The organism is Bradyrhizobium sp. SZCCHNR3119 (genome assembly GCF_032487775.1).
Lineage (GTDB): Bacteria > Pseudomonadota > Alphaproteobacteria > Rhizobiales > Xanthobacteraceae > Bradyrhizobium.
The window spans coordinates 3,173,294-3,197,994 of the sequence record NZ_JAUEUV010000001.1 but is presented as its reverse complement, the minus strand read 5'-3'; the positions used below and the strand labels follow the sequence as shown (position 1 = coordinate 3,197,994).

Below are 24,701 nucleotides of genomic sequence, written 5' to 3'. Positions count from 1 at the left end.
ACGCTCCCGATCAACCGACGTGACGGCCTGCTGCGCTCGCCCGCGCCGCCATGTCGGCCTTGCGCGCGATCAGCTTCTCGGCCAGTCCAATGCTGCCGCCATGCGCAGTCACCACCGTCCGGATCGCATCGTCGGGAATGCGGGTGACCACGGCGATGGCGTCCTCGATCGCAGCGAGGCTCATGTCGCCGAACAGCCTGACCGCATGCGGATTGTCGGGATCTGTGCGCAGTGTATCGAGTTCACCGACGCGCGGACCGAATGCCTTGCCTTTCGGGTCCCCCTGCGCGCGAAACTCGAGCGCGCCGCCGACGTCGAGCGTCGTGACAACCCCGTTCACGACGCCCTGATTGTCGCCCTCGAATCCCGCCGCATCCCAGTTGGCCGTCCAGGCGTGCACGCCGAGCCAGCGCTGCGCCGCTCTGCGCTCGTCCGCGCTGAGCTCCGACACATGGCGCTTCGCGAGCGCAACCAACACGGTCGCGACCTGATCCGGCGCCTTGGTCTTGATGTAAGTGAGCGTCGGAGCGCCGGCGAGCCGATAGAGCCTGGCCGCGATGATCTCGTTGCGCGCATGCGCGGCCGACTCCAGCGACTTCACATAGAACCGCCGGCCCGCCGCGTCCTGATAGATGCCGGCGAGATGACTGCCCATGCCGCGGCCGATCTTCTGCATCGAGGCGATTTCGAGGACCTCCTCATCGGCATCGTCGATGGCTTTCGTCCGCTTCACCAAAGCGAGCTGCGCCGGGGTTTCGATCGCGCCCGGACGGACGCGGCGAACCTCGCGAATGGCCTGCTCGGGCGGCATGCCCAGCTCAACCAGCAGCCGGGCAGCGATCATGCCGGCGCGGCCGAGCCCGCCCTTGCAATGCACGACGATATCCTCGCCCTGGCGCAGAAGCGCGCGGATCTCGCGGCCATGGCTCTGCCACTGCGCCTCGAAACCTGGAGGCGGCACCGAATAGTCCGGGATCGGCAGATGCCGCCAGTCGAGCCCGCGGGCACGGACCTCAGCGCCGAGATTTGGCACCTTGAGCGCTGCGAGCTCGGCCGGCTTGACCAGCGTCAGCACCACGCGCGCGCCCCAGGCAGCGATGACGTCGAGATCGGCGGCGAGTTCGCGCGCCCAGGCCCCGGTGTACGCGACGCTGTCATGCTTGCCGGGACAGAAGGTGATTCCGATCCGCCCATGCGAGGGGCTCGCCCGCACCTCCGCGATCTCCAGAGGATGGGTCTGGCTCGTCCGCGCTCCAACCATGCAGCCGCTTTCGCAAACCCTACTGGATTGAACAGCGTAGCCACCGCGGCGACGCGCTCCGCTCTGAAGCTGCCGACCATAATCCTTTTCCGCTCAACTCCCAACCAGCGTTCCCGCTGCGGCGGATCCACGCCTCCCCGCTCGCCTTCACGACGACGCGCGTTGGCAAGACCCGCCGCGCGTTCGAACCGACGAAGGAAAAGCGTCGACCGGGACGCGATCAAGCGTCCAGGGCAGGACCATCCGGGCTCAGTTCGAATGTCAGCCAGACTGGGCTTCGATCACCACCTTCAGCGCGTTGTTCCTGGCGGCGTTGGCAAAGGTATCGTAGGCCTCGATCATCTGCTCCATCTTGAAGCGATGGGTGATCAGCCGCGTCGGATCCAATTTCCCGGACTGAACCGTCTTGAGCAACATGGGCGTCGTCGCGGTGTCGACCAATCTGGTGGTGATGGCGATGTTGCGGTCCCAGAGCTTCTCCAGATGGAGGTCGACCTTGACGCCATGCACGCCCACATTCGCGATCACCCCGCCCGGCGCGACGATGTCCTCGCAGGTGATGAAACTGGCGGGAACGCCGACCGCCTCGATCGCGGTGTCCACACCGCGGCCAGCGGTCATCTCCATGATCCTGTCGGCGGCCTTGCCGCCGACATTGTTGATGACATCCGTCGCGCCGAAACGTGACGCGACCTCGAGCCGATTGTCGTCCATGTCCACCATGATGATCCGCGCGGGCGAATAGAATTGCGCGGTCAACAGAGCGGCAAGCCCAATCGGCCCGGCGCCGACGATTGCGACCGTCGAACCGGGCTGCACCTTGCCGTTGAGCACGCCGCATTCGAAGCCGGTCGGAAGGATGTCGCTGAGCATCACCAGCGCTTCCTCGTCCGTCCCGGGCGGAATGTGGTACAGGCTGGTGTCCGCATGCGGGATCCTGACGAACTCGGCCTGCGTCCCGTCGATCCTGTTGCCCAGAATCCAGCCGCCGGTCACGCAGTGGGAGTACATCCCCCGCCGGCAGTAGTCGCACTTGCCGCAGGACGAGATGCAGGAAACCAGGACGTGGTCGCCCGGCTTGAAGCCAGTCACGGCCGCGCCGACCGCGTCGACGACGCCAACCCCTTCATGGCCGAGGATACGTCCTGGAGCGCAGGTCGGAACGTCTCCCTTGAGGATATGAAGGTCCGTCCCGCAGATCGTCGTTTTCGTGATCCTGACGACCGCATCCGTCGCGTCGACCACGGCCGGCTTCGGCCGCTCCTCGACTTTTTTGGTTCCGGGTCCGAGATAGACAAGTGCTTTCATGTGCAGCTCCTGCTTCGACGACACCTCGCGGGCCGCGCCGCCAGGCGCCCGCCTGTCCGTCACCCTGCTCTTTCCTATTCATCCTGCGATCAATTGACGGCCGTGACCGGCTTGATGGCGGAGCTCGCCGATCACACCTGTTTGTGAACAGGAGGTTGCGCATGCCACGCTTCATCGTTCGATTCATGAAGGACATCCTCGGCGAAAACGGCCAAGTCTGCGAGATCTGCGAGAATGCCGTCGAGCTCGATGCGGGAAGCGAACGCGAGGCCGAACAGAAAGCCAAGGAACGATTCTGCCGGATCCACGGCACCCATGACTGGTCTCTCCATGCAGATCGTGTGAAGGTGGCTCCGGGCGATTTCCCGTCGTAGTTCCAGCCTCGTGCACGCCATTCGGTTGGCCGACAGACTGATCGCCGCTTCCGTTGAGGTCAGGCATCAAACGCATGGAACCCTCGGTATGACAGAAGCCTTCAGACTCTCGACCGTCCTCTTGTCCGTCGCATGTTGCGTCTTCGCGATTGCCGCACCCTGTGCGGCCGCAGATGCAGCCCATGGCAAAGACATCGCAAAACGCTGGTGCGCGAGCTGCCATCTCGTCGAAAGCGGGCAGACGAGTGCAACCGATCGGGCGCCGCCGTTCAGCTATCTGGCGACAATTCCGGAGTTCGATCAGAACAGGCTGGCCTTCCTGCTGCTCCTGCCGCATCCGAACATGCCGAAGGTCTCGCTCAATCAGGCAGATGTCGCAGATCTGGCGGACTACATCCGCTCGGTCAAATGAGCGCAGCGCGGCGGAGGCGCGGGCGTTGCTGCGATCGAAGCCTTACAGGCGCCATTCGGCCGCGGTTGGGCTCAGGATATCTACGTAGGGAGACCACCTTAAGAATTCTGCCGAAATTTCCACGCAGGCGCGGCTCGCGTAATTGATCTCCATCAACAGGAGATTGCCATGCTCACCGCCGCCCTCAACGTCCGTCCGCTCGTCACCCACAAGCCGGTGCCGTCCGTGTCCCGCGTTTCCGATCAGTTCGCAGCGATCGCAGGCCTGGTCGCAAGCGAGTTCTCCTACAAGAAGGATGAGGAGATCTTCGGCGAAGGCGAGACCGCCGAATATGTCTATCAGGTGGTCTCGGGCTCGGTCCGGACCTACAAGCTGCTGTCGGACGGACGGCGCCAGATCGGCTCCTTCCACGTGCCGGGCGACGTGTTCGGTCTCGAAGCCGGCACGGCCCACCGCCTGACCGCCGAAGCCATTGTCGACACGACCGTACGCCTGGTGAAGCGCTCGAGCCTCGAAAAGGCAGCGACCACCGAGGTCCAGGTGGCACGCAAATTGTGGAGCATGACCGCCGCCGAACTCAAGCATGCCGAAGACCATATGCTGCTGCTCGGTCGCAAGAACGCGATGGAAAAGGTCGCGGCATTCCTTCTGGAGATGGACCGGCGGCTCGCCGGGGCCGGCATGCTGGCGCTGCCGATGTGCCGGCGCGATATCGGCGACTATCTCGGCCTGACGCTGGAGACGATCTCCCGCGCGCTGTCCCAGCTCCATGCCGAGGGCGTTCTCGGGTTTTCCGGTGCCCGGCAGATCGTGCTGCGCAATCGTCAGCACCTGCGCGACATGGATGCGTGAGCTGCGCATGGCCGACGCCGCCGACGGTTGGCCACCACTCGTCAAGTGGCCAACCCCAGAGGGAGGGCGGACATATTCATGGCGAATAGGCGGCGACGCTGAAGAGCCATCAATTTGCTGAGGCTTGTCCGTGGCGGGGGTCGTTCCGAGCGTCTCAACCCTTCTAAGTAGAAGATTTATCTATATCAAACCATAGATCGTAATAGAATATTGAGAATTGAGCAGAACTCGCACGCTGCTTAGCGGCGACGCAGAGCTTATATACTGTCAAAAATCCTAGAAGCCAGTAGTGTCCCCGTAGCTCCATAAGATGAGCGAGTCGCGTTCGTGAAATAAATTAATACACGACTCCTGATGACTCTCGTTGACACGATACAACCACGAATATAACATACGTTATCCTCAATTTTACCGGCCCTCCCGTCGCAACGACGGAGCTACCTGATGCCGCAGCAGCCCACGGTTCTTCTGATCGACGACGATGAGGATATGCGGTGGGTGATGCGCAACATCCTTGTCGGCGCCGGCTTTACGGTCGCGGAAGCCGACGCAGGTGGAGCAGGCTTGGCAGCCGCCTCGCTCCGGATGCCGGATGCCGTACTGCTCGACATGCGCATGCCTGGACTTGGTGGCGACGAAGTGCTGCGACAGCTAAGACGTCTCGCGCCGGATCTCCCTGTGATCATCGTCACAGGCCACGGCAGCATTCCGGGTGCCGTGAGCGCAATGCAGAGCGGCGCATTCGAATACATTACAAAGCCGTTCCGTAACGAACATCTGATGGACATCGTCCGCCGGGCGCTCAAGGGCTGGAGCAGCGCCGATCGCAGGCGTCGGAGCGGCGTCGCCGCGACTCTCACCGAAGCCATGGGGCGGAGCCAGGCGATCGAGGATCTGATTTGCCAGGTCCAGGCGGTCGTCTCGACGGATTATTCGGTCGTGATCCAAGGCGAGACCGGCACCGGAAAGGAGATCGTCGCGCGCTGCCTTCATCAGCATGGTCGCCGGGCCGAGCAGCCGCTCGTTGTCGTCGACTGCGGGACGATCGGCGAAACGCTCACCAACAGCGAATTGTTCGGTCACGAAAAGGGCGCCTACACGGGCGCTCACGAGCGTCGCCATGGCTGGTTCGAAGAAGCCGCGGACCGCGGAACGATCTTCCTGGACGAAATCGGCAATCTCGGCCTGAGCGGACAGAAGGCCGTGCTGCGAGCCCTCGAAGAGCATACGATCTTCCGCGTCGGAGGCACGCGCCCGATCCACGTCGACATGCGCGTCATCGCCGCAAGCAACGACGATCTGGAGGAGCGCGCTCGGGCCGGGAGCTTTCGGGAGGATCTCTTCTTCCGTCTGGCCGAGTATGTCATCACCCTGCCACCGCTCCGCACGAGGCCGGAAGACATTCCCTATCTATCGAAGCGATTCCTGAAGCAGGCCTGCGAGGCGCTCAATCGTCCGCCGATCGACATCTCGCCGGCGGCGATCGATCTGCTCCAGTCCCACCGCTGGCCGGGGAATGTGCGCGAGCTGCGCAATGTGATCAAGCGGGCTGTCCTCCTCGCCACCGACGACGTGATGCCGAGTCATCTTGCCTGCAGCCTTGGCCGGGACTGTTCCGCTCGCGCCGGCTCGCAGCAGCGCATGACCGCATCCTCGGCCTCGCTGCGCCAACGCATCCGCAGTGAAGTCGACGTAATCGAACGCGACGCGGTGTTCGACGCTCTCGAACGCGCCGGAGGAAACAAGGCCGAAGCGGCACGGATCCTCGGCGTGGACTACAAGACGTATCGCGTGAAGCTGAAGAAGCTGACGGAACGCCAAGGGGCAGCTCTTGATGAGCGCCCTTGAGCGGCCTGTCGAGGCCATCACAGATCGCTCGCCACCGGCGACCGTGGTCACCCTGTTTGCCTTCGCCAGGGCTGACGACATGGTCCGGGCTCCGCCGCTGGAGCGCGAGGGCCTCCTGCTTCACCGCGCAGGACAAGTCGCGGCGGTGGCAGGCCTCGTTCCTGCCGAGGACTACTGCGGCGCCGCAGCTGCGGAGCATCTGGCCGACGCCGCCTGGCTCGCGCCACGCGTACGGCAACACGCCGAGTTGGTCAGCTGGACCATGACATGGTCTGCGGTCTTTCCTGTACCCTTCGGTACGCTCTATTCGAGCCTCGATGGTCTGTCCGCGTTCGTGCATGCGCATGAAGCGACCATCATGCGTTTTCTCGAAATGACTGCCGGCAAGCAGGAGTGGGAGCTGCAGGCGAAGGCGTCCCTCGCCGATCCCGGCGTGCTCGACGAGTTGGCCCGCGATGCATGGCCGGGCTGGCAGGAATTGCCCAAGGGCACGCGCTATATGCGCATCTGCCGGGACCGCGCCAAGCTGCATGAACTGGGACGCGCCAAGGCGCTTGAAATGGCGCGTGGCGCAGTCGGGACCATTCAGGCTCTGACGACCGATATGCACGAGGCCAGGCGCGGTCGTGACAGCGGCGGGAACGAGTTGGTTGCCCGCTGGGCGCTTCTCGTCCCCACGGAAAACATTCAAACCTTGCAGGCCCGCACCCATGCGCTGAACGGCTGCGCTCCGAACCAACTGCTCAATCTCAGCCTCTCCGGTCCGTGGCCGCCCTTCAGCTTTCGGCCGGACCTCAGGTGAAGTGATCCGTTGCCTGGAGCGCGCGAGCGCCCCGGGCCAAGCACCGGGAGCTACGACATCCATGTCGTGGCCGGTCGCATAATGCCGAGGATGACAGATGAATCTCGTGACGCTGCATTACGAGACCCTGTTCCACGCCCTCATGGCGACGATCCCGTCGTCGATCCTGATCCTCGACGAGCGACTTGCGGTCGTGACCGTGAACCACAATTTCCTCGAGAAATCGCGCGCGACCCTGAATTCGATCTTGGGGCGCCGGTTGCAGGAAATCTTCCCATCGGCGTTCGAAGACACGGCGCTGGAAGCCCAAATCCGCAAAGTCGTCGCGTCCGGCAATACGCTGCACCGTCAGCGGATGAGCTATCGCGCCCCCGGTGTTCCGCTGCGGATCTATTCGTACAGCATCTGTCCATTGCGGCTGCAGGACGACGCGCGCGGCGCCATTCTCGTGATGGATGATGTGACGGACCTCTTGAAACTAAGCGAAGAAGTACGCCGGATGCAGACGCATCTCGCCCGCATCGTCGAAAGCGCCGGAGACCTGATCATCTCGACCGACCCGAAGGGCGCGATCATGACCTGGAATGCCGCGGCCGAGAAGTCGACGGGCTACGCGGCGGCGGAAGTGCGCGGTACGCGGCTGGCCGAGCACATCGACGAGCCGGAAAATAGCGAAGTGGAGGCCTGCTTCCGCAACATCGCCGAGATCGCCGAAAACCAGCCGGTCGAGTGGCCCATGCGCTGCCGGAGCGGAACGTCGATTCCCGTCTCCTGGCGGCTGTCGCGAATGACCAACGACACCGGCGAGGTCTCCGCCGTCGTCGTCGTCGGGCGAAATCTCGTCGAGCAGCGGGCCATGGAGGAGCAGGTGCGCCAGGGCGAGAAGCTCGCCGCCCTCGGCATGGTCATTGGCGGCATCGCCCACGAAATCCGCAATCCCCTCGGCGTCAGCTCGGCGGCGGCCCAACTGCTGCGACGCGGGATCACCTCGCCGGCCCTGCTCGAAGAATGCGTCACAAAAGTCATCGGCGGCATCGACCGCGCCTCCGTCATCGTCGAGAGCCTGCTGCGCTTCGCCCGGCCGGGACCGATCAAGGAAACGACCCGGGTCAATATGGTCGAGGTGGCGAAAAATGCGTTGATGTTCGCGTCGGGCGAGGCCGCAGCGAGAACCAATGTCGAGTGGGACCCGCCGCCGCCGGCCAACGGCATCTACGCCGAAGGCGTTCAGAACCTGCTCGAACTGGTCGTCATCAACCTGCTGCTGAACGCATTCCAGGCGATGCCCGACGGCGGCCAGCTGACGATCGGTATTCGACGGATATCCCGCGAGGTGATCGTTGAGATCGGGGACACTGGGCAGGGAATTCCGGAATCCCATCTGACCAAGATATTCGATCCGTTCTTCACGATGCGGGGCGGCAGCCGGCGATCGGGGCTCGGGCTGTCGGTGTCCCATTCCATCGTGCGCCAGCACGGCGGCAGCGTGTCGGTGCGGACAGCCGCCGGAGTCGGCACGACGTTTACGGTACGGCTGCCGGTCTATCGGGCAGAGGGGGATCGCTGAGATGGCGCAGCAGATAAAGGACGCATCCCTGAAGACGGTGCTCGTCGTCGACGACGATCAGGACATGTGCTGGGTCCTCAATGTCGCGCTTGCAGATTTGGGCTGCGACGTGACGACCGTCAGCTCGGCGCAAGAGGCTCTCGCGCTGGTGGCCGAGCAGGCCTTCTCCATCGGATTCATCGACGCGCGCCTGCCGGATATGGACGGGTTGCGGCTGATCAAGGTGCTGCGGGAACTGCAGCCGGCCATCCGGATCATCATGGTGTCCGGATATTATTTCGAGGACGACGTGCCGATATCCGAAGCCGCGCAAGCCGCCGAGATCGATGGCTTCCTCGCCAAACCATTCCGGATTGAAGGGATCGCTGCGGCGTTGTCGAAAGCAGGCAAAAGCCCGGGCAAGAGGGGATGATGCCCGCTGCCGCCCGGGCGTCACCACCCCTGCAAGCGCGAATAACTGTCATTCAACTCTGCGGCCGGACGATAAGTACTTGATCGAGAAGAGAATTATTTTTTTGGCGAAGCAACAGAGTCTGGCATCGCATTTGCGATTGGGAGTTCACGGCCGGCGAGCTTTGGCTCTCTTTCGGCCGCCACTGTAAGGAGAAGCTTCAATGGCACGCGTACAGAAAGCGACGGACTCGTCGAGCCTCGCGGAAGTCGTCGACCGGATCCTCGACAAGGGCATCGTGATTGACGCCTGGGTCAAGGTCTCGCTGGTCGGCATCGAGCTGATCACAATCGAAGCCCGCGTCGTCGTGGCATCGGTCGAAACCTACCTCAAATACGCCGAAGCGGTCGGACTCACCGCCTCTGCGGCAGCGCCTGCTTAACGCGGGCGTCACGGATGCCGGGAGAGCGTTTCCTCCCGAGCCGCGCTCCCGGCAACCACATACGTTCGAAACGGAGGACGAAAGATGGCGAAGGTAGCGGACGACATTCCCCGCGTGGCCACCAACATCGTGGCGGGCCGCCGGCAACGCGCAGAGCTGGCAACCGAAATCAAGCGGCAGACCCGCGACCGGCGCACCGAGGTACGCTCGATGCTGGCGCGAGCGAAAGCAACCCGAACTAACGCGGCCCGCGAGCTGGCGGCAACCATCGACGACGTCACGAAAACGCGCCATCGCGAGATACACTCCCTGCTCGCCGGAATGAACGCATCGCGGACCAGGGCCGGGCGCGAGCGAAGTCACGAGGCCGTGGCGACGATCAAGCTGCGCAGCAACGAGATCAAGTCGCTTCTGGCGCGTTGCCGGCGAGCGATGACTGCGCGGCGGCAATATCGTCGCGAGCGGGCGAGCGCCCAGCGCGCGGCCGCCGCCGAATTCATGCGGGATCTCACCAACGGGGTGGCGACCATGCTCGGCGGCTTCGCCAAGGACGATCGCCGTCGTGCTGCCGCGATACGGGAGCGGCTAGCCGGCTATGCGCGCGAGCGCCGCGCGGCGATCGTCGCGTGGCGTGGAATCCTGGCTCCGCATTCGCGCGGTTACGGCCAGTTCGGCTCGCACGAACTTCGTGGCGAAGGAGAGACGGCATGAACGTCGCCCTTCTCTCCGACCTCGACGAAGGACGTCAGGCATTCGGCGGCGGGGACGCCTCCATCTCGATGGGGCCGAGCGACGCATTCGTGAACTCGCCCATGGTCCAGGACATTACGCAGCGAGCCCTGGCCTATCTCGCCGCAGGCTACGCCGTGCACTTCTGCGGGCCGGCCGGCACGGGGAAGACGACTCTCGCCTTCCACGTCGCGACCCAGCTGAGCCGCCCGACGGTGCTCATTCACGGCGATCACGAGTTCGGCAGCTCCGACCTGATCGGGCGCGAGAGCGGCTATCACAAGTCGCGCGTCGTCGACAATTACATCGCCTCGGTGGTCAAGCTCGAGGAGGAAGGACGCGCGCTGTGGATGGACAATCGGATCACGGCGGCGTGCCGGCTCGGTCATACGATCATCTATGACGAGTTCAACCGAAGCAAGCCGGAGGCGAACAACCCGCTCCTGAGTATCCTGTCGGAAGGCGTCCTCAACCTGCCGAAGCTGCATGGCAGGGGCGAGGGATATCTCAATGTGCATCCGCTGTTTCGCGCGATCTTCACCTCCAATCCGGCTGAATATGCCGGCGTCTTCCGCGCCCAGGATGCCTTGCTCGATCGCATGATCACGATCCATGTAAATTACTGCGACCGCGACACCGAGATCGCGATCACGGCGAGCAAGTCCGGCCTCGATACCCGCCGCTCAGAAAAGATTGTCGATCTCGTGAGGTTGTGCCGCTCCGAAGGACAGGATCATAGCTTTCCGACCTTGCGTGGTTCGATTGCGCTCGCCCGCGTCCTGGCTTCGCATGGCGGCGAAGCCGATGCGAAGAATCCGATCTTTGCGGGAGCCTGCCGGGACATTCTCGGCCAAGCCGTTTCTGGACGGGGCGAAGGCGGATTGTCATCAGCCCTGGTCGATCGGCTGCTGCGACGCCTGGATGCCGACGCCAACGCCGGCGGCGGGCCCACGCCGGCCGAGGCGCGCCGCGACCGCAAGGCGGCCAAATCAAACGGCGGAGGGTGACATGCCCGTGCATGCAAGACCTCGCGGCGTCTCCGATCTCCGCACCCTGACGGGGCGATCGGATACGGGCATCCCCGCTCACAAGGCCTATCTGCGCATCAGCTTTCTCGAGCTGGAGCGCGCTCGCAAGCTGCAGGAGATGCGGACTGCGCGCGGCAGGGTCGACGTCATCGACGCTCGCTTTCGCGAGATCGACGGCGAGATCGCAGACATCCTGGCCAACCTGCGCGGGACAGCGCCGCGCGCCCGGCCGGTCCAAGGTCCGCGTCCCGCGCCAGCGGGGTTGCGGCGGGCCGAGCGCAAATTCCGGCTTTCCTATTGAGGCGCCGGCGATGCACGACCGCAAGCAGGGCTCCGTCTCGTCTTCCCGCCGACGGGAGGGTGCCGGAGCCCGGCCAATTCATTAGCGTAGCGGCGCCAACGGAGGCGCCGGACATCCATGCAGACGGGAGGGATAGAGCCGATGGCAACCAAGATCGACGGTGCGGCTGAGCCGCAGCAGCCGAAAGCGCCGGTGCAGATGCCGCTCGGCCCGGAGATGGCGAGGCCCACCAGCAGGCTCGGCGCGGCCAGAGCCGCGATCCGGGACTTCCTGGTTCACGAGCTCGATGCGCGGGAGGTTCGTATCACCAAGATCGTTCCGCACGATCATGCCGACACCGGATGGACGGCGGAAGCCGAGATCCTGGTACTGAACCTCGAAGTCAAAATGCTCGGTCTGCCGCTGACCCAAGAGGTTCTCGAACGCGAACATTACACGGTCGAGCTCGACAGCGACCTCACCGTGAGATCGTACGAGCACGGGGAAGAGCTGCCGGATTAAGTGACCCGGCACGCCGAAGTGAACTCGAGTAGCTGACTGGAGTAGCTCATGGGCCTGTTTGTCTATGCCATCGGCCGCACCGGAGCGGTCGAACCGCCGCCGCTTCCCGGCGTGCTCGACCAGCCTGTCTATCGATACGGGACGGATTCGTTGAGCGCGGTCGTGAGCGACTATGGGCGCGATACAATCCGCCCCGAGCGTCGGCATATCGGCGCAGCACAGCGCGTGCTCGCCGCTCTCAATGCGCGCTTCGACGTCCTGCCGATGGCGTTCGGCACCATCACGAAGTCGGAGGCCGCCCTTCGCTCCTTCCTGGACCAACACTGCGAAAGCCTGTCGACCCAGTTGCAGCGGATCTCGGGGGCCGTCGAAATGGGGCTGCGCTTGACCCTTCAGGTCGATGACCCCGTCGCCTGGCTGGTCGCGCAGACGCCGGCCCTGCAGATCGCGCGCGATCGAACTTTTCGCGGCGGCCGGCCGCCTTCGCACGACGCAAAGGTGCGGCTCGGCCAGATGGTCGATGAGGCCTTGGGTCAATATCGCGAGGATCGAACCAACCGAGTCCTGGCCGCGCTGGCCCCGTCCTGCGCCGAGGTGATCGCGTTGCCGGTTCGCGGCGACAGGGAAATCGCCAATCTCGCGGCGCTGGTGCCTCGCGCGGCGATCGACAAGTTCGAAGAGACCGTCCAGGCCTCGGCGGCGCAGATCGACGACGACATCGTCGTCAGCGTCGGCGGGCCTTGGCCGCCGCACAATTTCGTGCGGCTCGACGGATAGGCGGAGAGGTTCGTTCGCGAGACGGTGGCCCGGAGTTCCTGACGATGTTCATCGTTGATGATCTGCTGGCCGCACCGCTTCGCCTCGTGGCTCACGTTCTCAGCAAGATCGTGAGCGTCAAGCGATCCAGCGCGGCACGCCCCGCGGCGCTGGATCGAGACCGGACGACGACGGCAGACGGAGGACAGGATCATGTTTCTCATCGACGATCTCCTGGCGGCGCCGGCGCGCGGGCTGATGTTCGTACTGGAGAAGGTGAACGAGGCAGTTCAGAAGGAGCTCGAGGCGCAGGAACGATCGGCGATGGCTGACCTGACCGCGCTTCATCGCGCGCTCGAAGAGGGCAGGATCACCGAGGCCGAGTTCGACGCGCGAGAGGTCAAGCTGCTGGATCGCCTCGATCGGCTGCATGCGCAGGCGCAGGTCGAGGGTGAAGGAGATGAGAACGGTGATGATCGCTCCTGAGCCGGATCGTGCCGGCACCACGCGGTCGAACGGTCAGCGTCTCGATCTGGCGGAAGCGCTCGACCGGATTCTCCACTGCGGCGTTTCGGCTCAGGGAAATCTGACGATCGGGGTCGCCGACGTCGAATTGCTGTTCCTCGATCTCCGTCTGCTTCTTGGCTCCATCGACACGATCTGGCCGGAGGGGCGTCCGACCGCGAGCGGGGTCAGGCGGCCGCAGCCGCCTGGCCTCGCGCCTCCGGACACCGCGCCGGCGCCGCCGCCGGTCCCCTCGGGCGAGACCGGCAATGAAGCAGCCGCAGCGATGGGACTCGGCACACCGCGCCTCCGGGACACGAGCGGCACCGAGGGAAGATCATCGACCGCGCAGGGCCTCGTCCGTCTCGTGCTCACCCTCGTCAAGCTGCTGCACGAGGTGATCGAGCGGCAAGCACTGCGGCGCATGGAATCCGGACGCCTGACCGACACGCAGGTCGAGAATGTGGGGACGGCGCTGTTCGCTCAGGCCGAAGAGATTCTGCTTCTGCAGCGGCAGTTCGGCTTCTCAGACCAGGATCTTTCGCTCGATTTAGCGCTCCAGGAAGGAGCGCCATAAAGGATGGCCACGATGTCCGCCCACTCCATGACCCACTCGGTCGAAAGCACGAATATCGCAGACCTGCTCGAACGCATCCTGGACAAGGGCGTCGTCATCGCGGGGGATATCACCGTCAAGCTCGTCGAGGTCGAACTTCTGACCATCCAGATCCGTCTTGTCATCTGCTCGGTCGATCGGGCGCGAGAGCTCGGCCTCGATTGGTGGAATCACAACGGTGGTGCGGATCGCCTTCCGACCGGCGAACGACTCGCGCTTGCGGCCATGGACGAACGGTTGGAGCGAATCGAACGCGCGCTTGGTGCCGGTGCAGTGCCGGCGGAACAGAGGAGTGCGGCAGAATGACCAAGGATAGACAGAGCGGCGACGACACGACGGGCGTGGCCGGCCTGACCAAGATCGCGCGCGGTCTCTCGGACCTCTTCAACGTGCTGTCCGAGTTCGATCAGCTGCCGCGGCGCGGCCGTCACGAGAAGGACGGGCGCGTGATGGAATATTCGTTCAACACCCGCACGCTTCGCGAGGCGGCAGGCGAACGCTCCGAGCCCGAGGAGGAGCCCCAGCGTGCGGAAGCTCCACGACGTCGAGCGCCGAAGCCGAGTTCTCTGGATCTCCTCGAACCCGTCACGGATATTTTCCACGAGGCCGACGAAATCGTCATCCTGTTCGAGCTGCCGGGCGTCGAACGCAAGGATGTCCGTTGCCTCCTGGACGGCGACATCCTGCTGCTCGAGGCGCGGACAGGCGAACGGCTCTACCGCAAGGAAATGCTCATCGAGGAGAAGCTGGCTGGCGGCACGCCGCAGATCAGTCTGCGCAACGGCGTCCTGGAGGTCCGGCTGACCAAGTCGAAGTGACGTCCCCGCGCATCGCGCGGGCGGCGGAACGGATGGTGAGATGGCACGGTTGATCTACGTTCCGGTCGTGCACAGCGTCGCCGAGATGGGCTCGGTAGCGCCTGCGTATCAGGCCGCCTTCATCGCGCGCTATGGCGAGCGCAAGTGGACGGAACGGACGGCGGAATTCGAGGCCATTTGGCGCCTCATCGCCGAGATGCTCAACGCGCTCAAGCTCGATCTGCCGCACGTCAAACTCTACCAGGACAGCCTTCCGGTCTGCGGCCAGGAAGCGCGGATCGTCTCGGAGCTTGCGGCCAAGGGGAGTCCGAACCATCGCATCCTGGAGAGCCTCATGAAGGCCGGCGCGACGATCGTGGGGACCGAATCGCCTGCGCTGCTTCTCGACGAATACGCTCTGTTGCAATCAGCCGAGCGCACCGACGCGAAAGCCGCCGCACTTCTCGCTGCCCGCGATCGGTTCATCGCCAAGCGGATCGATGAGACTCTCGGTGAGGACGAGACCGGAATCCTGTTCATGGGCGCCCTTCACAAGGTGACCAGCTTTCTGCCGCCGCGCATCAAGGTCGAGGTGATCTCGCCGACGACCCGACGATGAGCCTAACGATACAGGGGAAGTTCCATGTCGAGCAAAGCGCCGGAACCGGAAGGCCAGCTCCTGCTGACGGTCATCGAGGCTCGCCGGGAGGATGTCGGCCGCGGCATCGTCCGGATCGATCCGGAGGCGCTTCGCCGCATCGGTGCGGGGCCCGGCGACGTGCTCGAAATCGAGGGGCGGAGCAAGACGGTCGCCAAGGCGATGCCGACCTTCAAGGAGCAGCGGGGCGAACATGTCATTCAGATCGACGGCGTCGGACGCACCAATGCCGGCATCGCGTTGGGGCAGAAGGCGACGGTGCGCAAGGTCAGCCATTCGGTTGCGCGCCGCGTCGTCGTAGCTCCGCTCGGAAGCGGCGCGCTGCACGAGGATGAGATCGAGCATACGGCGCGCCGTCTGGACGGGATCGCCGTCAAGGCGGGCGACCGCGTGCGGATTGCCCTGTTCGGGGGCAATCACCGCGATTTCCATGTGGTCCGTACCGAGCCCGATGGCCCGGTGATGATCCATCCCGACACCCTCCTCGCCGTCGAGCGGCCGCGCGAGGGGACCGCCGGCCAGCGCGCCACCGAGTCCGAAGACATCGTGACCTATGACGATCTCGGCGGATTGGAGCAGGAGGTTGCCAAGGTCCGGGAGATGATCGAGTTGCCGTTGACGCATCCGGAGATCTTCGAGCGTCTCGGCATGACGCCGCCCAAGGGCGTTCTGCTCCACGGTCTGCCGGGCTGCGGCAAGACGTTGCTGGCCCGCGCCGTGGCCCACGAATCCGAGGCGGCCTTCATCTATGTCAGCGGCCCCGAGATCATCCAGAAGTTCTACGGCGAGAGCGAGGCGCGCCTGCGCAAGATCTTCGACGATGCGCAGCGCCGCGCGCCCTGCATCATCTTCTTCGACGAGATCGACTCGCTCGCTCCGAAGCGCGAACGCGTGGAGGGAGAGGTCGAGAAGCGCGTCGTCGCCCAGCTGCTGTCCCTGATGGACGGACTGAAGAGCCGCGGCGATGTGATCGTGATGGCCGCGACCAATCGGCCGAACAGCCTCGATCCGGCGTTGCGACGCCCGGGACGCTTCGACCGTGAGATCGCCATCGGGATTCCGAACGAACATGCGCGCCGGGAGATCCTCGCGATCTACGCACGCGGTATGCCGCTCGATGCCGATGTCGATCTCGACCACCTCGCCGAATTGACCCATGGCTTCACCGGGGCCGATCTCAACGCGCTTTGCCGGGAAGCCGCGATGGCGGCACTGCGCCGGCAACTGCCCGATCTGTCGCTCGGCACCGGGCCGATACCTTACGAAGCGCTGATGACGATGAATGTGCAAATGGCCGACTTCCATGACGGGCTGGGCGAAGTGGCGCCGTCCGGCCTGCGCGAGGTCGCGGTCGAAGTCCCCAATGTGCGGTGGGAAGATGTCGGAGGCCTCGAGGCGATCAAGACCACGTTGACCGAATCGATCGCCTGGCCGCTGAGTCAACCCGCACTGTTCGAGCAGATCGGCTTGCAGCCGCCGCGCGGCATCCTGCTCTACGGGCCGCCCGGCAACGGCAAGACCCTGATCGTGAAGGCGCTTGCCTCGCAGTCGAACCTCAATTTCATCTCGGTCAAGGGGCCAGCGTTGCTGTCGAAATATGTCGGCGAGTCCGAGCAGGGTGTGCGTGAGCTCTTTGCCCGGGCCCGTCACGCAGCGCCCTGCATCGTCTTCCTGGACGAGGTCGACGCCTTGGCCCCCAAACGCGGCCAGGATCGTTCGCCGGTCACAGACAGGGTCGTCAGCCAGTTGCTCACCGAGCTCGATGGCATCGAGTCCTTAAGAGACGTCTGGATCATCGCGGCGACCAACCGCCTCGACATGATGGACGATGCGCTGCTGCGCCCCGGCCGGCTCGACTTCCATCTCGAAGTCTCGAAGCCGGATCTGACAGGACGCAAGGCCATCCTCGCCGTTCACCTCCGCAAGAAGCCGGTGAACAAGGACGTCGATGTTGCAGTTCTGGCCGAGCTGACCGACGGCATGTCGGCTGCCGAGATCCGGTTCGTCTGCGACCGTGCGGCTCTCAACGCGATCCGGCGCATCATCCCTGCCTCCGGCGGAAAGCCGATCGAGGCTGCCGCGGTCCGGATCGAGCAACGAGATTTCGACGATGCAGTCGCGGCGCAGCAGGCCTCGGACGGCGCGGCGAGCTTGTAGTGAGGTTCACCGGTCCGTAAACCTTGTCGCTGCGCCGCCACTTTGCGGCGTCGCCATCGCCGGTAACCAGATCGAGAACGAATAGTCGTGGTTTTCTCAAGCAAATGGCGCGCCACGTCCGATGAAAATAGGCACTATCGTTTCGCCGTGGCGCTATGATGCAATATTCATATCTGCGAACGATCGCTCACGCATCGCCCTGCAATTCTTCGGCAAGAAAATCGATGAAAGCACGGACCTTGCGCTGCAGGTGCCGGCCCGTGGGGTAAAGGGCGAATACATGGCGCACCGGAAACCGATAATCCTCAAGCAACCGGACGAGAGCGCCGCTTTCGATGAGCGGATTCGCAAGGAACTCCGGAAGTGCACCGATGCCGAGCCCGGCGACAAGCATGTCGCGCAGGATGATGCTGCTGTTAGCGGTCAGCCGCGTCGCGATGGCGACGGACGCCACCCCGTTCGGGCCGTTCAGCCTCCAGATGCCCGGCTGGTCGGCCAGCGAATAGGATAGGCAGGCATGTCCATGCAGGTCTCCGACCGTGACCGGTTCTCCATGAACCTGCAGATAGGCCGGAGCCGCGCAAATGATTTGGTCCACATCTGCGATCCTGCGCGTGATCATCGATGAATCCGCCAAGTCCACCCGCACGCGTATGGAAACATCGAAGCCGGCGTTGATCGGATCGAGCAGCTTGTCGTCCAATGTCAGATCCATCGCCAGCCTGGGATGAGCCGCGGCGAACTTCGGCAGGATTGGCGACAGAACGGTAATTCCGAAAGAGAGCGGTGCGTTCACCCGCAGGCGGCCGATCAATTCCGCCGCATCGTCGGACACGCTCCTCTCAAGTTCATCAACCTCGTCGAGGATCCTGCAACACTCCGCGAAATAGTTCGAACCTGTCTCGGACAGGCTCATCGTCCTCGTGGTCCTGTGCAGCAGCACGACACCAAGATGATCTTCCAACAATTTGATCTGCTTGCTGAGGCCAGCCGGCGAAAGGCATAAGTCCTCTGCGGCTTTGGCAAAGCTGCCGAGTTCGACCACCCGGCGGAAAGATCGCATTGCGTCGAGGCGATCCATGAAGCGTCTCAGAAGAGTTTGCCGCTATCGCCGAGCGATCTCGCCACGCATATAGGCCTACAGGCCTGCCCAGCGCTCGGACATGAATCATTCGGTCACTGTCTCACGGGAGTGATAGCAGCATTATTCGCTGCGAGCGAATAGACAATTCGCTGAGCTCCGGTTTTTGGTCCGGATCGGATCGAATAGCTTTGGAAAGATCGACGAGATCAGGGCGAACGTGCAAAGAGCGAGATCAAGGGCGGCGCCATCGCCTCCGTGTCGGCGAACCATGCGATTCCGATGGGTCAATTTGCCCAGATTGTCTCGCTCGCGGTGCGCAAGGTCTCTGAGGTTCTGATCAAACGAGCACACCGTCATGCATGAACCGGCAGCGAAGCGCCCTCATGTGCGCCGTCCCCCTCGATGAGGCGAAGCAATGATAACGCGGACGTCAGTCGACATTCCTGAAGTGTTTCAGGACGTTTGCCGCGCCGTCGACGCTTACGAGATTGCCCTGACGTCGAACGATCTTCCGCGCTTGGCCGACCTTTTTGCGGCCAATGAACATGTCATTCGCTACGGGCCGCAGGAAAATCTCCACGGCGCGGGCGAGATCGCGGCCTTCCGCGCCGCCCGCCCGTCCGGCCCACGCCCAAGAACGGTCGTCGGCCGCTTCGTGACCACTTACGGACAGGACCTCGGCGTCGCCCACGTCGAGTTCAGACTGCCGGGACGACCGACGCTCGGACGACAGACACAGACTTGGGTCCGTCTTGAGGACGGATGGAAGATCGTCTCGGCGCACGTGTCCTACCTGGAAGAGCCGCCTGCGGTCTCTCAGGAAAACAGGGAAGCGACCGGCTCCGGCCGGGCCGACGGCCCGCATCGGACGGCAAGGGAGGAATAGGCAAAATGTTCAGGACGCAGGTGGGCGATGAGTACTGGATGGTCACGCATCCAGACCACATGGAAGTGGCTGGATATCTGGCGGCGCACTGGGGCAATCACGAGTTCATGGCGATGGGCGCCCCGTTCGGAGACGATGACCAGTCCAAGCTGCGCTTGAATGCGGTCCGGTCGGTGGCCATCCATGACAATGGATGGTGGGAGTGGGAGGCAGAACCGCGGCTCGACCCAGTCGGGCACCTGCCGGTTGACCTCACCGACGTGATGACGGATCTGCCGGACGCGTTCGGACGCTGGCGCATCGGCGCGGTGCGGTTCGAGCGCAGCAACCCTTTCGGGAGCGCGCTAATCGCCCACCATGCCCTCAATCTCTACAAGCCTCGCCTCGACGATGCGCCGAACGAGAACGATATTCACCCGCTGTTCTGGAAGCACCTGCCGCCCGTGGCCGATCGCGACCGCGCGGACGTCGCCGAGTTCGTCGGCGAGATGTCGCGCCTCAAGGCGAGGCTGCTCGGCCGGCTCGGCGAACGCAGCGAGACGGCGCACTGGGCCGACAGTGACAACGTCGCCCATAACGGACGCCTCATTCAGGTGCTCGATGCCATCGCGATCTATCTGTCGTCGAGCCTCATGCCGGGCATGAGTGACGAGCCGGTCGAAGGCTTCCAGAAGTATGCCTGGAATATTCTTCGCGTGCCGCGGTCGAGCGCCTCGGAGCGGGTGACGATCAAGGTGCATCCGGTCGGCGAGCGCGGGCTGCGATTCGATCCGTACCCGTTCGACATCAGCCCGCTTCCGGTTCTGGTTTCGATCCGTGTCTCGACAGGCTTCGGCTCTCGCAGCGACTTCAATCGTCGCTGGCCCGGAATCGAAAGACGGACCGTTCGATTTGAAATCGTCCGGTAAGCCAGGTTTTCGGGAAGCGCAAAGACGGCATTGTTCCGCTGCGCGGATGGCGCGTGATCCACCTGGAGAAGATGTCATGGGCGTTGCTATGATAGTGCCACGACACTTTCCGAGCCGGGCTGATCTCCAATTCCGTGATCCGGAAACCGGGACGCGCCCCGTTCTGCGGTTAGCGCTCGACCGAGCGAACTGGCACCTCCACCGCGGCGGCAATGGCGCAACTCCATGATGGCTAAGACAAACAATGGCGTGCCAGTCACAACAAAACTACTAACTTATATGTTATTGAAATCACTACATGAATTGGAGCAAACCAGACGGAAAACGCGCCCCTGTAATCATGGGATCTGCACCCATTGGTCCTCGCTGGGATGGGTGTCCGATAACCAGTAATGGCAGGCCCAGCGTCGCCTGCCTTAGCGATGGTAACGCGCGAACGTTCCCGGCCTGCCGAAGGGCAAAACGGCAGCCAATCGGTCCGCCGCGTGCAGGGGCCAGGTGGTGCAGGCGCCGACGCGAGCTTATCGAAATTGCCGTCCACGACGCCGCACTGAACTGTCGCCACCATTACTTACGATCGAGCTCACAAACGCAGGACTGCGCCAGCGAGGCGCGGCTGTAATGCGACTCGCTGGCTCATTAGTCTAAGGCGAAAGCAGGAGCCGCCGCCGCCTCGTTCACATCGTCTTGGCGAGCGCGAACAGCCGGAAATCTTCGAGCGCCGCGTGCCGATGCGGGGCGACTTCGCGCCGGTAAGTCTCGCTGTCGACGATCGAGCGGAAGGTGGCGAAATCGCCGTATTCATTGATCGCCACTTCGTCCCAGCGTTCGCCTAGCGGGCCGGCGAGGCTCGCCAGGAATGGCCCGGAAAACATCCGCGCGAGCGGCTTGCCGGCCGCGAGGCGCCTGAATGCCGGCCTGTAGCGTTCATTGAGGGCTTCGCGGCCCGAGCAAGGCGCGGCGTCGAAGCCGTCCTCGTAAAGCGCATACGCACGGTAGCGAAGCAGGTTGAGCATATAGACCGGCTGGCCATGGGGAATCGCGCGCTCAGCGGCGTCGAGGGCTTGCAGGGTGATTTCGATGGGGTTCATGGGACTTCCCGTGGTTTCTGGCGGCGCAGATTGCGCGCCAATGCTCCCCATTTGGCCCCAAAGGAACGACTCTTGTAGCGGCCGCGCCGTCATGATTATGTGGACTAGATGTCCACAACGGCCTTGCCTTCTGATCTCTCGCGTCTCCTCGCCTTCGTCCGCGTCGTCGAGGCGGGCTCCTTCGCTGAAGCCGCGCGGCGGGCGGGGACGACCACCTCGGCGATGTCCAAGGCGGTTGCCCGCTTCGAACAGGCGCGCGGGATGCGGCTTTTGCATCGCTCCACCCATTCGCTCGCGCTGACCGAAGAGGGCGACCGGCTGATGGTGGTGGGACGCGCGCTGGCCGAAAGTCTCGCCCGCGTCCAATCCGCGCTCGGCGAAGTCGCGCGCGATGGCGGACGGGTGTGCGTGACCGCTCCCGCCTCGTTTGCGCGCGCCTGCATCCTGCCGCGACTGCCGGCGTTCCTGCGGGAACGGCCGGAAATCGAGATCGAGGTCAAATTCCGCAACGAGATTCTCGATCTCGCTGCGGAAGGCGTCGACGTCGCGATCCGCTCGGGTCCCCTCGGCCGCGCGCCCGGCCATCAGGCACGGCGGCTTTGCACGTTCTCCTGGATCGCTTGCGCCTCGCCCGCCTATCTGAACGCGCGCGGCGCGCCGGCGACTCCATACGAGCTTTCCGCGCATGAACACGTCGGCTTCCGCAATCCCGCGAGCGGCCAGATCCTGAGCTGGCGCTTCGCCGACCCGCGCGGCAAAGGACCTGTTCGCGTCGCGCCCAAGCCCAAGCACATTTGCGACGACGCGCACGCTTCGCTCGCCTTGATCGCGGATGGATTCGGCGTCGGCTGGGGGCCGGCGTGGCTTGTCCGCGAGGGCCTGCGCACCGGCCGGCTCGTCGAAGTGCTTGCGCCCTGGCGCGCGCCGGCGGAGTCCCTGTGGATGCTGCGCACCACCGACCGCCGCCCGCCCCTACGCACGCAGCGCGTCATGTCGTTCCTCGCCACGCTTCCTGCCGCGTTCAGCGACAAGGCGGGATGAAGCGTCAGCCGTCAGCAGGGTTCCGCGGCCGGCGTGCCGGACGCGATCGGCAGGCGATTCTCGCCGTAGACGTGGGGTTCATATGTGAGGGTGATGACCGATCGCGACCGGGGGGTTGAGCGGCGCGAGCGCACGCGAACGGGCAGGATCGACATGCTGATGCGGGAGTATAGACATCAGACCCGGATTGTTCGGAGTTTTGTTCTGGATGGTGGAAATTTGGCGCGCCCGGAACGATTCGAACGTCCGACCCTCAGATTCGTAGTCTGATGCTCTATCCAGCTGAGCTACGGGCGCGTTTTTCGCGTGTGGTCTCGGGCTAATGCCCCAAAAGGCCGGTCCGGCGAGCGGAGGGCCCTGCGAAGGGCCACTGACTAACGGCTCCAGGCACGCTTGGCAAGGTGGCAGGAGCAGATTTTGCCGCCAATTTTTGCGCCGAGATGAGGCGCAGGCGCTGATCACCTCCCGTAAAAAAGGGCAGAGAGGGCTACCGCGTACGGTCGCTCGAAACGGACGCTGCGTTCCCTTCTCCTGAAAGGCCTGAACGCGGGAGATCGGGCGGGCGCCCGCGCCGGGAGGGGTACGCCTGGCCCCCCCCAAATCTTGGAGCAATTGGCGCGGGCATCGGCCGCAGCCCCCCGCTCACGCCCTGGCGCGCTCCTTGCGGATGCTCTGCAGCTCGACCGGACGGTCGGGAATGGTGATGCGGAAGGTCGCCCCGAGCGTCCCCTCGACCAGCTGGATCTCGCCGTCGTGGGCGCGGACCAGTTCGGCCGCGATCGCAAGCCCGAGCCCGCTGCCGCCGGGCCGGCCGGCGCCGCGGAACGCTTCGAACAGGTGCTCCCGCACCTTGGCCGGGACGCCGGGCCCGGTGTCGGAGACCTCCAGGATCGCAACCGCCCCCTCGCGGCGGCCGGTGATCCGGATCTGGCGGATGCCGGAATTGCCCGGCCGGCTCTCCAGCGCCTGCGCAGCGTTGCGCACCAGATTGAGCAGAACCCGGAACAGCTGGTCCGGATCGGCATCGACCTCGAGGCCGCGCTCGACCGCCGCGACCCATGTGATCGACGCATCCGGCGACAGGCCCGCGGTCTCCCGGACCTCCGCCACGACCGACTCCAGCGAGACCATGCGACGATCCGGCGCCGGCTCCTGGACCCTGCCGTAAGACAGCGTCGACTGGCAGAAATCGATCGCGCGCTCGAGCGAACGCATCAGCTTCGGCGCAAAGCGCTGCACGCGCGGATCGGGCACGCTGGCGAGCTGGTCGGATAGCAGCTGCGCCGAGGCCAACAGGTTACGCAGGTCGTGATTGATCTTGGAGACCGCCAGCCCCAGCGCGGCAAGCCGGCTCTTCTGATGCAGCATGGAGACCAGATCGCGCTGCATGTCGGCAAGCTCGCGCTCCGCCACCCCGATCTCATCGCTGCGCTGGCTCGGCACGATGATCCGCGCGGCGCTTTCGGGGTTCTCATGGAACCCGACCAGGCTTGCGGTCAATCGTCGCATCGGCCGCACAAAGAGATAATGGAGCGCGAGGTAGACCAGGGCTGCCGTCAGCACGGCAATGAGGAGCGACACGACCAGCAGATTGCGGGAGAAGCGGTACATCGCCCGCCGCAGCGGCTTCTCGTCGGTGACGACCTCGATGAACTGGGCGCGGCCCGGCGCCGGCCCGACCACGCGCATCACGTGATCCCCGGTCTCGGTCATCATCTTGAGCGAATTGACGATCGAGGACCACGCCGTCATGTCGCGCATGTCGAAATCGTGGTCGATCGAGGCCGGCAGATCAGCGCTGGCGAGCAGGCGCCGTTGCTGGCCCATCTTGATGGCAACTGCACGCGCGCCGATCGAGGTCAGGATCTGGCGGGCAAGCGAATCCGGCACCATCCCTGAGGGCGCCGCATCGAGCACCAGCGCTGCGGTGTTGGCTGCGGCCAGCCGATCGTTGAGCCGGTTGGTCCAGAAATTGGCGATCGCGGGGACATAGATCAGCACTTCCGCGATCATGACGAGCGGAATGGTCAATAAGAGCAGCTTGCCGGACAACCCGAGCCGGCGCGACCGCTTCGGCCGCAGGCGCTCTATAATCGGTTGGTCGTCGGTTTCTGACACGTGTCGCCCTTCACGAGGCATCCCAACCCTTACCGCCCCGCAACATGAAGCCCGGCCCCAAGCCCCGTCAAATTACGGATCGCTCATGTTCCGGTTTCGATTACCTATGTTCGGGGCGGATCGATGCCATCCCGCCCGGAACCCGGTAGAATCGTTCTATCCAACGCCAAGCGCGACCTCCGGAGGCTTTCTGCAGACTGCCTGCCGCGCGATTGACGAAAACAGGTCGCTCCCGTATAAGCCGCGCCAACTGTCCGCGACGGCCCGGC

At 64.2% G+C, this 24,701-nt stretch carries 27 protein-coding genes and 1 tRNA gene; 22 read left to right on the top strand and 6 right to left on the bottom strand.

Features of this window, described 5'->3' with window-relative positions:
- Window positions 1-10 precede the first annotated feature (10 nt).
- Both QX034_RS14905 and QX034_RS14900 read right to left on the bottom strand, forming a co-directional pair.
- Window positions 11-1,261 (bottom strand): cyclin-dependent kinase inhibitor 3 family protein, encoded by a 1,251-nt coding sequence (locus QX034_RS14905; protein ID WP_316195521.1) that lies wholly within the window; start codon window positions 1,259-1,261, stop codon window positions 11-13.
- A gap of 261 nt (window positions 1,262-1,522) precedes the next feature.
- Window positions 1,523-2,569 (bottom strand): zinc-dependent alcohol dehydrogenase family protein, encoded by a 1,047-nt coding sequence (locus QX034_RS14900; protein WP_315701823.1) that lies wholly within the window; start codon window positions 2,567-2,569, stop codon window positions 1,523-1,525.
- A gap of 161 nt (window positions 2,570-2,730) precedes the next feature.
- On the opposite strand from QX034_RS14900, the gene QX034_RS14895 reads away from it, so the two are divergent.
- The 19 genes from QX034_RS14895 to QX034_RS14805 all read left to right on the top strand — a co-directional run bounded on the left by QX034_RS14895 (window position 2,731) and on the right by QX034_RS14805 (window position 17,304).
- The gene (locus QX034_RS14895; protein ID WP_315701824.1) at window positions 2,731-2,943 is read left to right on the top strand and encodes a hypothetical protein; all 213 of its coding nucleotides are present in this window, start codon (window positions 2,731-2,733) and stop codon (window positions 2,941-2,943) included.
- 88 nt (window positions 2,944-3,031) lie between these two features.
- Window positions 3,032-3,355, top strand: coding sequence for a c-type cytochrome (locus tag QX034_RS14890; protein ID WP_315728922.1), 324 nt, complete (start codon window positions 3,032-3,034; stop codon window positions 3,353-3,355).
- Window positions 3,356-3,523: 168 nt separating this feature from the next.
- Window positions 3,524-4,207: a helix-turn-helix domain-containing protein gene (locus tag QX034_RS14885; protein WP_315701826.1), complete on the top strand. Its 684-nt coding sequence runs from the start codon at window positions 3,524-3,526 to the stop codon at window positions 4,205-4,207.
- Window positions 4,208-4,651: 444 nt separating this feature from the next.
- The gene (locus tag QX034_RS14880) at window positions 4,652-6,055 is read left to right on the top strand and encodes a sigma-54 dependent transcriptional regulator (RefSeq protein WP_315701827.1); all 1,404 of its coding nucleotides are present in this window, start codon (window positions 4,652-4,654) and stop codon (window positions 6,053-6,055) included.
- Window positions 6,042-6,857, top strand: coding sequence for a GvpL/GvpF family gas vesicle protein (locus QX034_RS14875; protein WP_316190700.1), 816 nt, complete (start codon window positions 6,042-6,044; stop codon window positions 6,855-6,857). The genes QX034_RS14880 and QX034_RS14875 overlap by 14 nt, the downstream gene beginning before the upstream one ends.
- A 97-nt stretch (window positions 6,858-6,954) precedes the next feature.
- A complete protein-coding gene (locus QX034_RS14870) occupies window positions 6,955-8,424 on the top strand; it encodes a PAS domain S-box protein (protein WP_315701829.1) in 1,470 nt (489 codons plus the stop codon).
- Window position 8,425: 1 nt separating this feature from the next.
- Window positions 8,426-8,836: a response regulator gene (locus QX034_RS14865; protein WP_315701830.1), complete on the top strand. Its 411-nt coding sequence runs from the start codon at window positions 8,426-8,428 to the stop codon at window positions 8,834-8,836.
- A gap of 202 nt (window positions 8,837-9,038) precedes the next feature.
- The gene (gvpA, locus tag QX034_RS14860) at window positions 9,039-9,257 is read left to right on the top strand and encodes a gas vesicle structural protein GvpA (protein WP_253707812.1); all 219 of its coding nucleotides are present in this window, start codon (window positions 9,039-9,041) and stop codon (window positions 9,255-9,257) included.
- A gap of 114 nt (window positions 9,258-9,371) precedes the next feature.
- On the top strand, window positions 9,372-9,968 hold the full coding sequence (locus QX034_RS14855; protein WP_316195519.1) for a hypothetical protein: 597 nt from the start codon (window positions 9,372-9,374) through the stop codon (window positions 9,966-9,968).
- Window positions 9,965-10,993, top strand: a complete 1,029-nt coding sequence (gene gvpN / locus QX034_RS14850; protein WP_315767598.1) for a gas vesicle protein GvpN — start codon at window positions 9,965-9,967, stop codon at window positions 10,991-10,993. Before QX034_RS14855 ends, gvpN begins: the two co-directional genes overlap by 4 nt.
- Window position 10,994: 1 nt before the next feature.
- The gene (locus tag QX034_RS14845; protein WP_315767600.1) at window positions 10,995-11,315 is read left to right on the top strand and encodes a hypothetical protein; all 321 of its coding nucleotides are present in this window, start codon (window positions 10,995-10,997) and stop codon (window positions 11,313-11,315) included.
- Between the two features lie 141 nt (window positions 11,316-11,456).
- Window positions 11,457-11,816 (top strand): hypothetical protein, encoded by a 360-nt coding sequence (locus QX034_RS14840; RefSeq protein WP_316195517.1) that lies wholly within the window; start codon window positions 11,457-11,459, stop codon window positions 11,814-11,816.
- 48 nt (window positions 11,817-11,864) lie between these two features.
- Window positions 11,865-12,593, top strand: coding sequence for a GvpL/GvpF family gas vesicle protein (locus tag QX034_RS14835; RefSeq protein WP_315742326.1), 729 nt, complete (start codon window positions 11,865-11,867; stop codon window positions 12,591-12,593).
- 192 nt (window positions 12,594-12,785) lie between these two features.
- A complete protein-coding gene (locus tag QX034_RS14830) occupies window positions 12,786-13,058 on the top strand; it encodes a gas vesicle protein GvpG (RefSeq protein WP_315701836.1) in 273 nt (90 codons plus the stop codon).
- Entirely contained in the window at window positions 13,045-13,653 is a 609-nt protein-coding gene (gvpJ, locus tag QX034_RS14825; protein ID WP_315701837.1) for a gas vesicle protein GvpJ, read from the top strand. Before QX034_RS14830 ends, gvpJ begins: the two co-directional genes overlap by 14 nt.
- 12 nt (window positions 13,654-13,665) lie before the next feature.
- Window positions 13,666-13,998: a gas vesicle protein gene (locus QX034_RS14820; protein WP_315701838.1), complete on the top strand. Its 333-nt coding sequence runs from the start codon at window positions 13,666-13,668 to the stop codon at window positions 13,996-13,998.
- On the top strand, window positions 13,995-14,510 hold the full coding sequence (locus QX034_RS14815; protein ID WP_315701839.1) for an Hsp20/alpha crystallin family protein: 516 nt from the start codon (window positions 13,995-13,997) through the stop codon (window positions 14,508-14,510). Before QX034_RS14820 ends, QX034_RS14815 begins: the two co-directional genes overlap by 4 nt.
- A gap of 40 nt (window positions 14,511-14,550) precedes the next feature.
- Complete coding sequence (locus QX034_RS14810; RefSeq protein WP_315701840.1) at window positions 14,551-15,108, top strand: hypothetical protein; 558 nt, start codon at window positions 14,551-14,553, stop codon at window positions 15,106-15,108.
- A gap of 24 nt (window positions 15,109-15,132) precedes the next feature.
- Window positions 15,133-17,304: a CDC48 family AAA ATPase gene (locus tag QX034_RS14805; protein ID WP_315701841.1), complete on the top strand. Its 2,172-nt coding sequence runs from the start codon at window positions 15,133-15,135 to the stop codon at window positions 17,302-17,304.
- A 187-nt stretch (window positions 17,305-17,491) separates the two neighbouring features.
- Here QX034_RS14805 and QX034_RS14800 read toward each other — a convergent pair whose 3' ends face one another.
- On the bottom strand, window positions 17,492-18,385 hold the full coding sequence (locus tag QX034_RS14800) for a LysR family transcriptional regulator (RefSeq protein ID WP_315701842.1): 894 nt from the start codon (window positions 18,383-18,385) through the stop codon (window positions 17,492-17,494).
- Between the two features lie 418 nt (window positions 18,386-18,803).
- Here QX034_RS14800 and hpxZ point away from each other — a divergent pair, with 418 nt between their 5' ends.
- On the top strand, window positions 18,804-19,274 hold the full coding sequence (gene hpxZ, locus QX034_RS14795; RefSeq protein WP_315701843.1) for an oxalurate catabolism protein HpxZ: 471 nt from the start codon (window positions 18,804-18,806) through the stop codon (window positions 19,272-19,274).
- A 5-nt stretch (window positions 19,275-19,279) separates the two neighbouring features.
- Window positions 19,280-20,182, top strand: coding sequence for a DUF3891 family protein (locus tag QX034_RS14790; protein ID WP_315701844.1), 903 nt, complete (start codon window positions 19,280-19,282; stop codon window positions 20,180-20,182).
- Between the two features lie 677 nt (window positions 20,183-20,859).
- On the opposite strand, the gene QX034_RS14785 is transcribed toward QX034_RS14790, so the two are convergent.
- The gene (locus QX034_RS14785) at window positions 20,860-21,273 is read right to left on the bottom strand and encodes a hypothetical protein (protein ID WP_315730840.1); all 414 of its coding nucleotides are present in this window, start codon (window positions 21,271-21,273) and stop codon (window positions 20,860-20,862) included.
- A gap of 108 nt (window positions 21,274-21,381) precedes the next feature.
- On the opposite strand from QX034_RS14785, the gene QX034_RS14780 reads away from it, so the two are divergent.
- The gene (locus tag QX034_RS14780; protein ID WP_315701846.1) at window positions 21,382-22,314 is read left to right on the top strand and encodes a LysR family transcriptional regulator; all 933 of its coding nucleotides are present in this window, start codon (window positions 21,382-21,384) and stop codon (window positions 22,312-22,314) included.
- 220 nt (window positions 22,315-22,534) lie between these two features.
- Here QX034_RS14780 and QX034_RS14775 read toward each other — a convergent pair.
- Window positions 22,535-22,611, bottom strand: a tRNA-Arg gene (locus QX034_RS14775).
- Between the two features lie 345 nt (window positions 22,612-22,956).
- Window positions 22,957-24,432, bottom strand: coding sequence for a HAMP domain-containing sensor histidine kinase (locus tag QX034_RS14770; RefSeq protein ID WP_315701881.1), 1,476 nt, complete (start codon window positions 24,430-24,432; stop codon window positions 22,957-22,959).
- Between the last annotated feature and the right edge of the window lie 269 nt (window positions 24,433-24,701).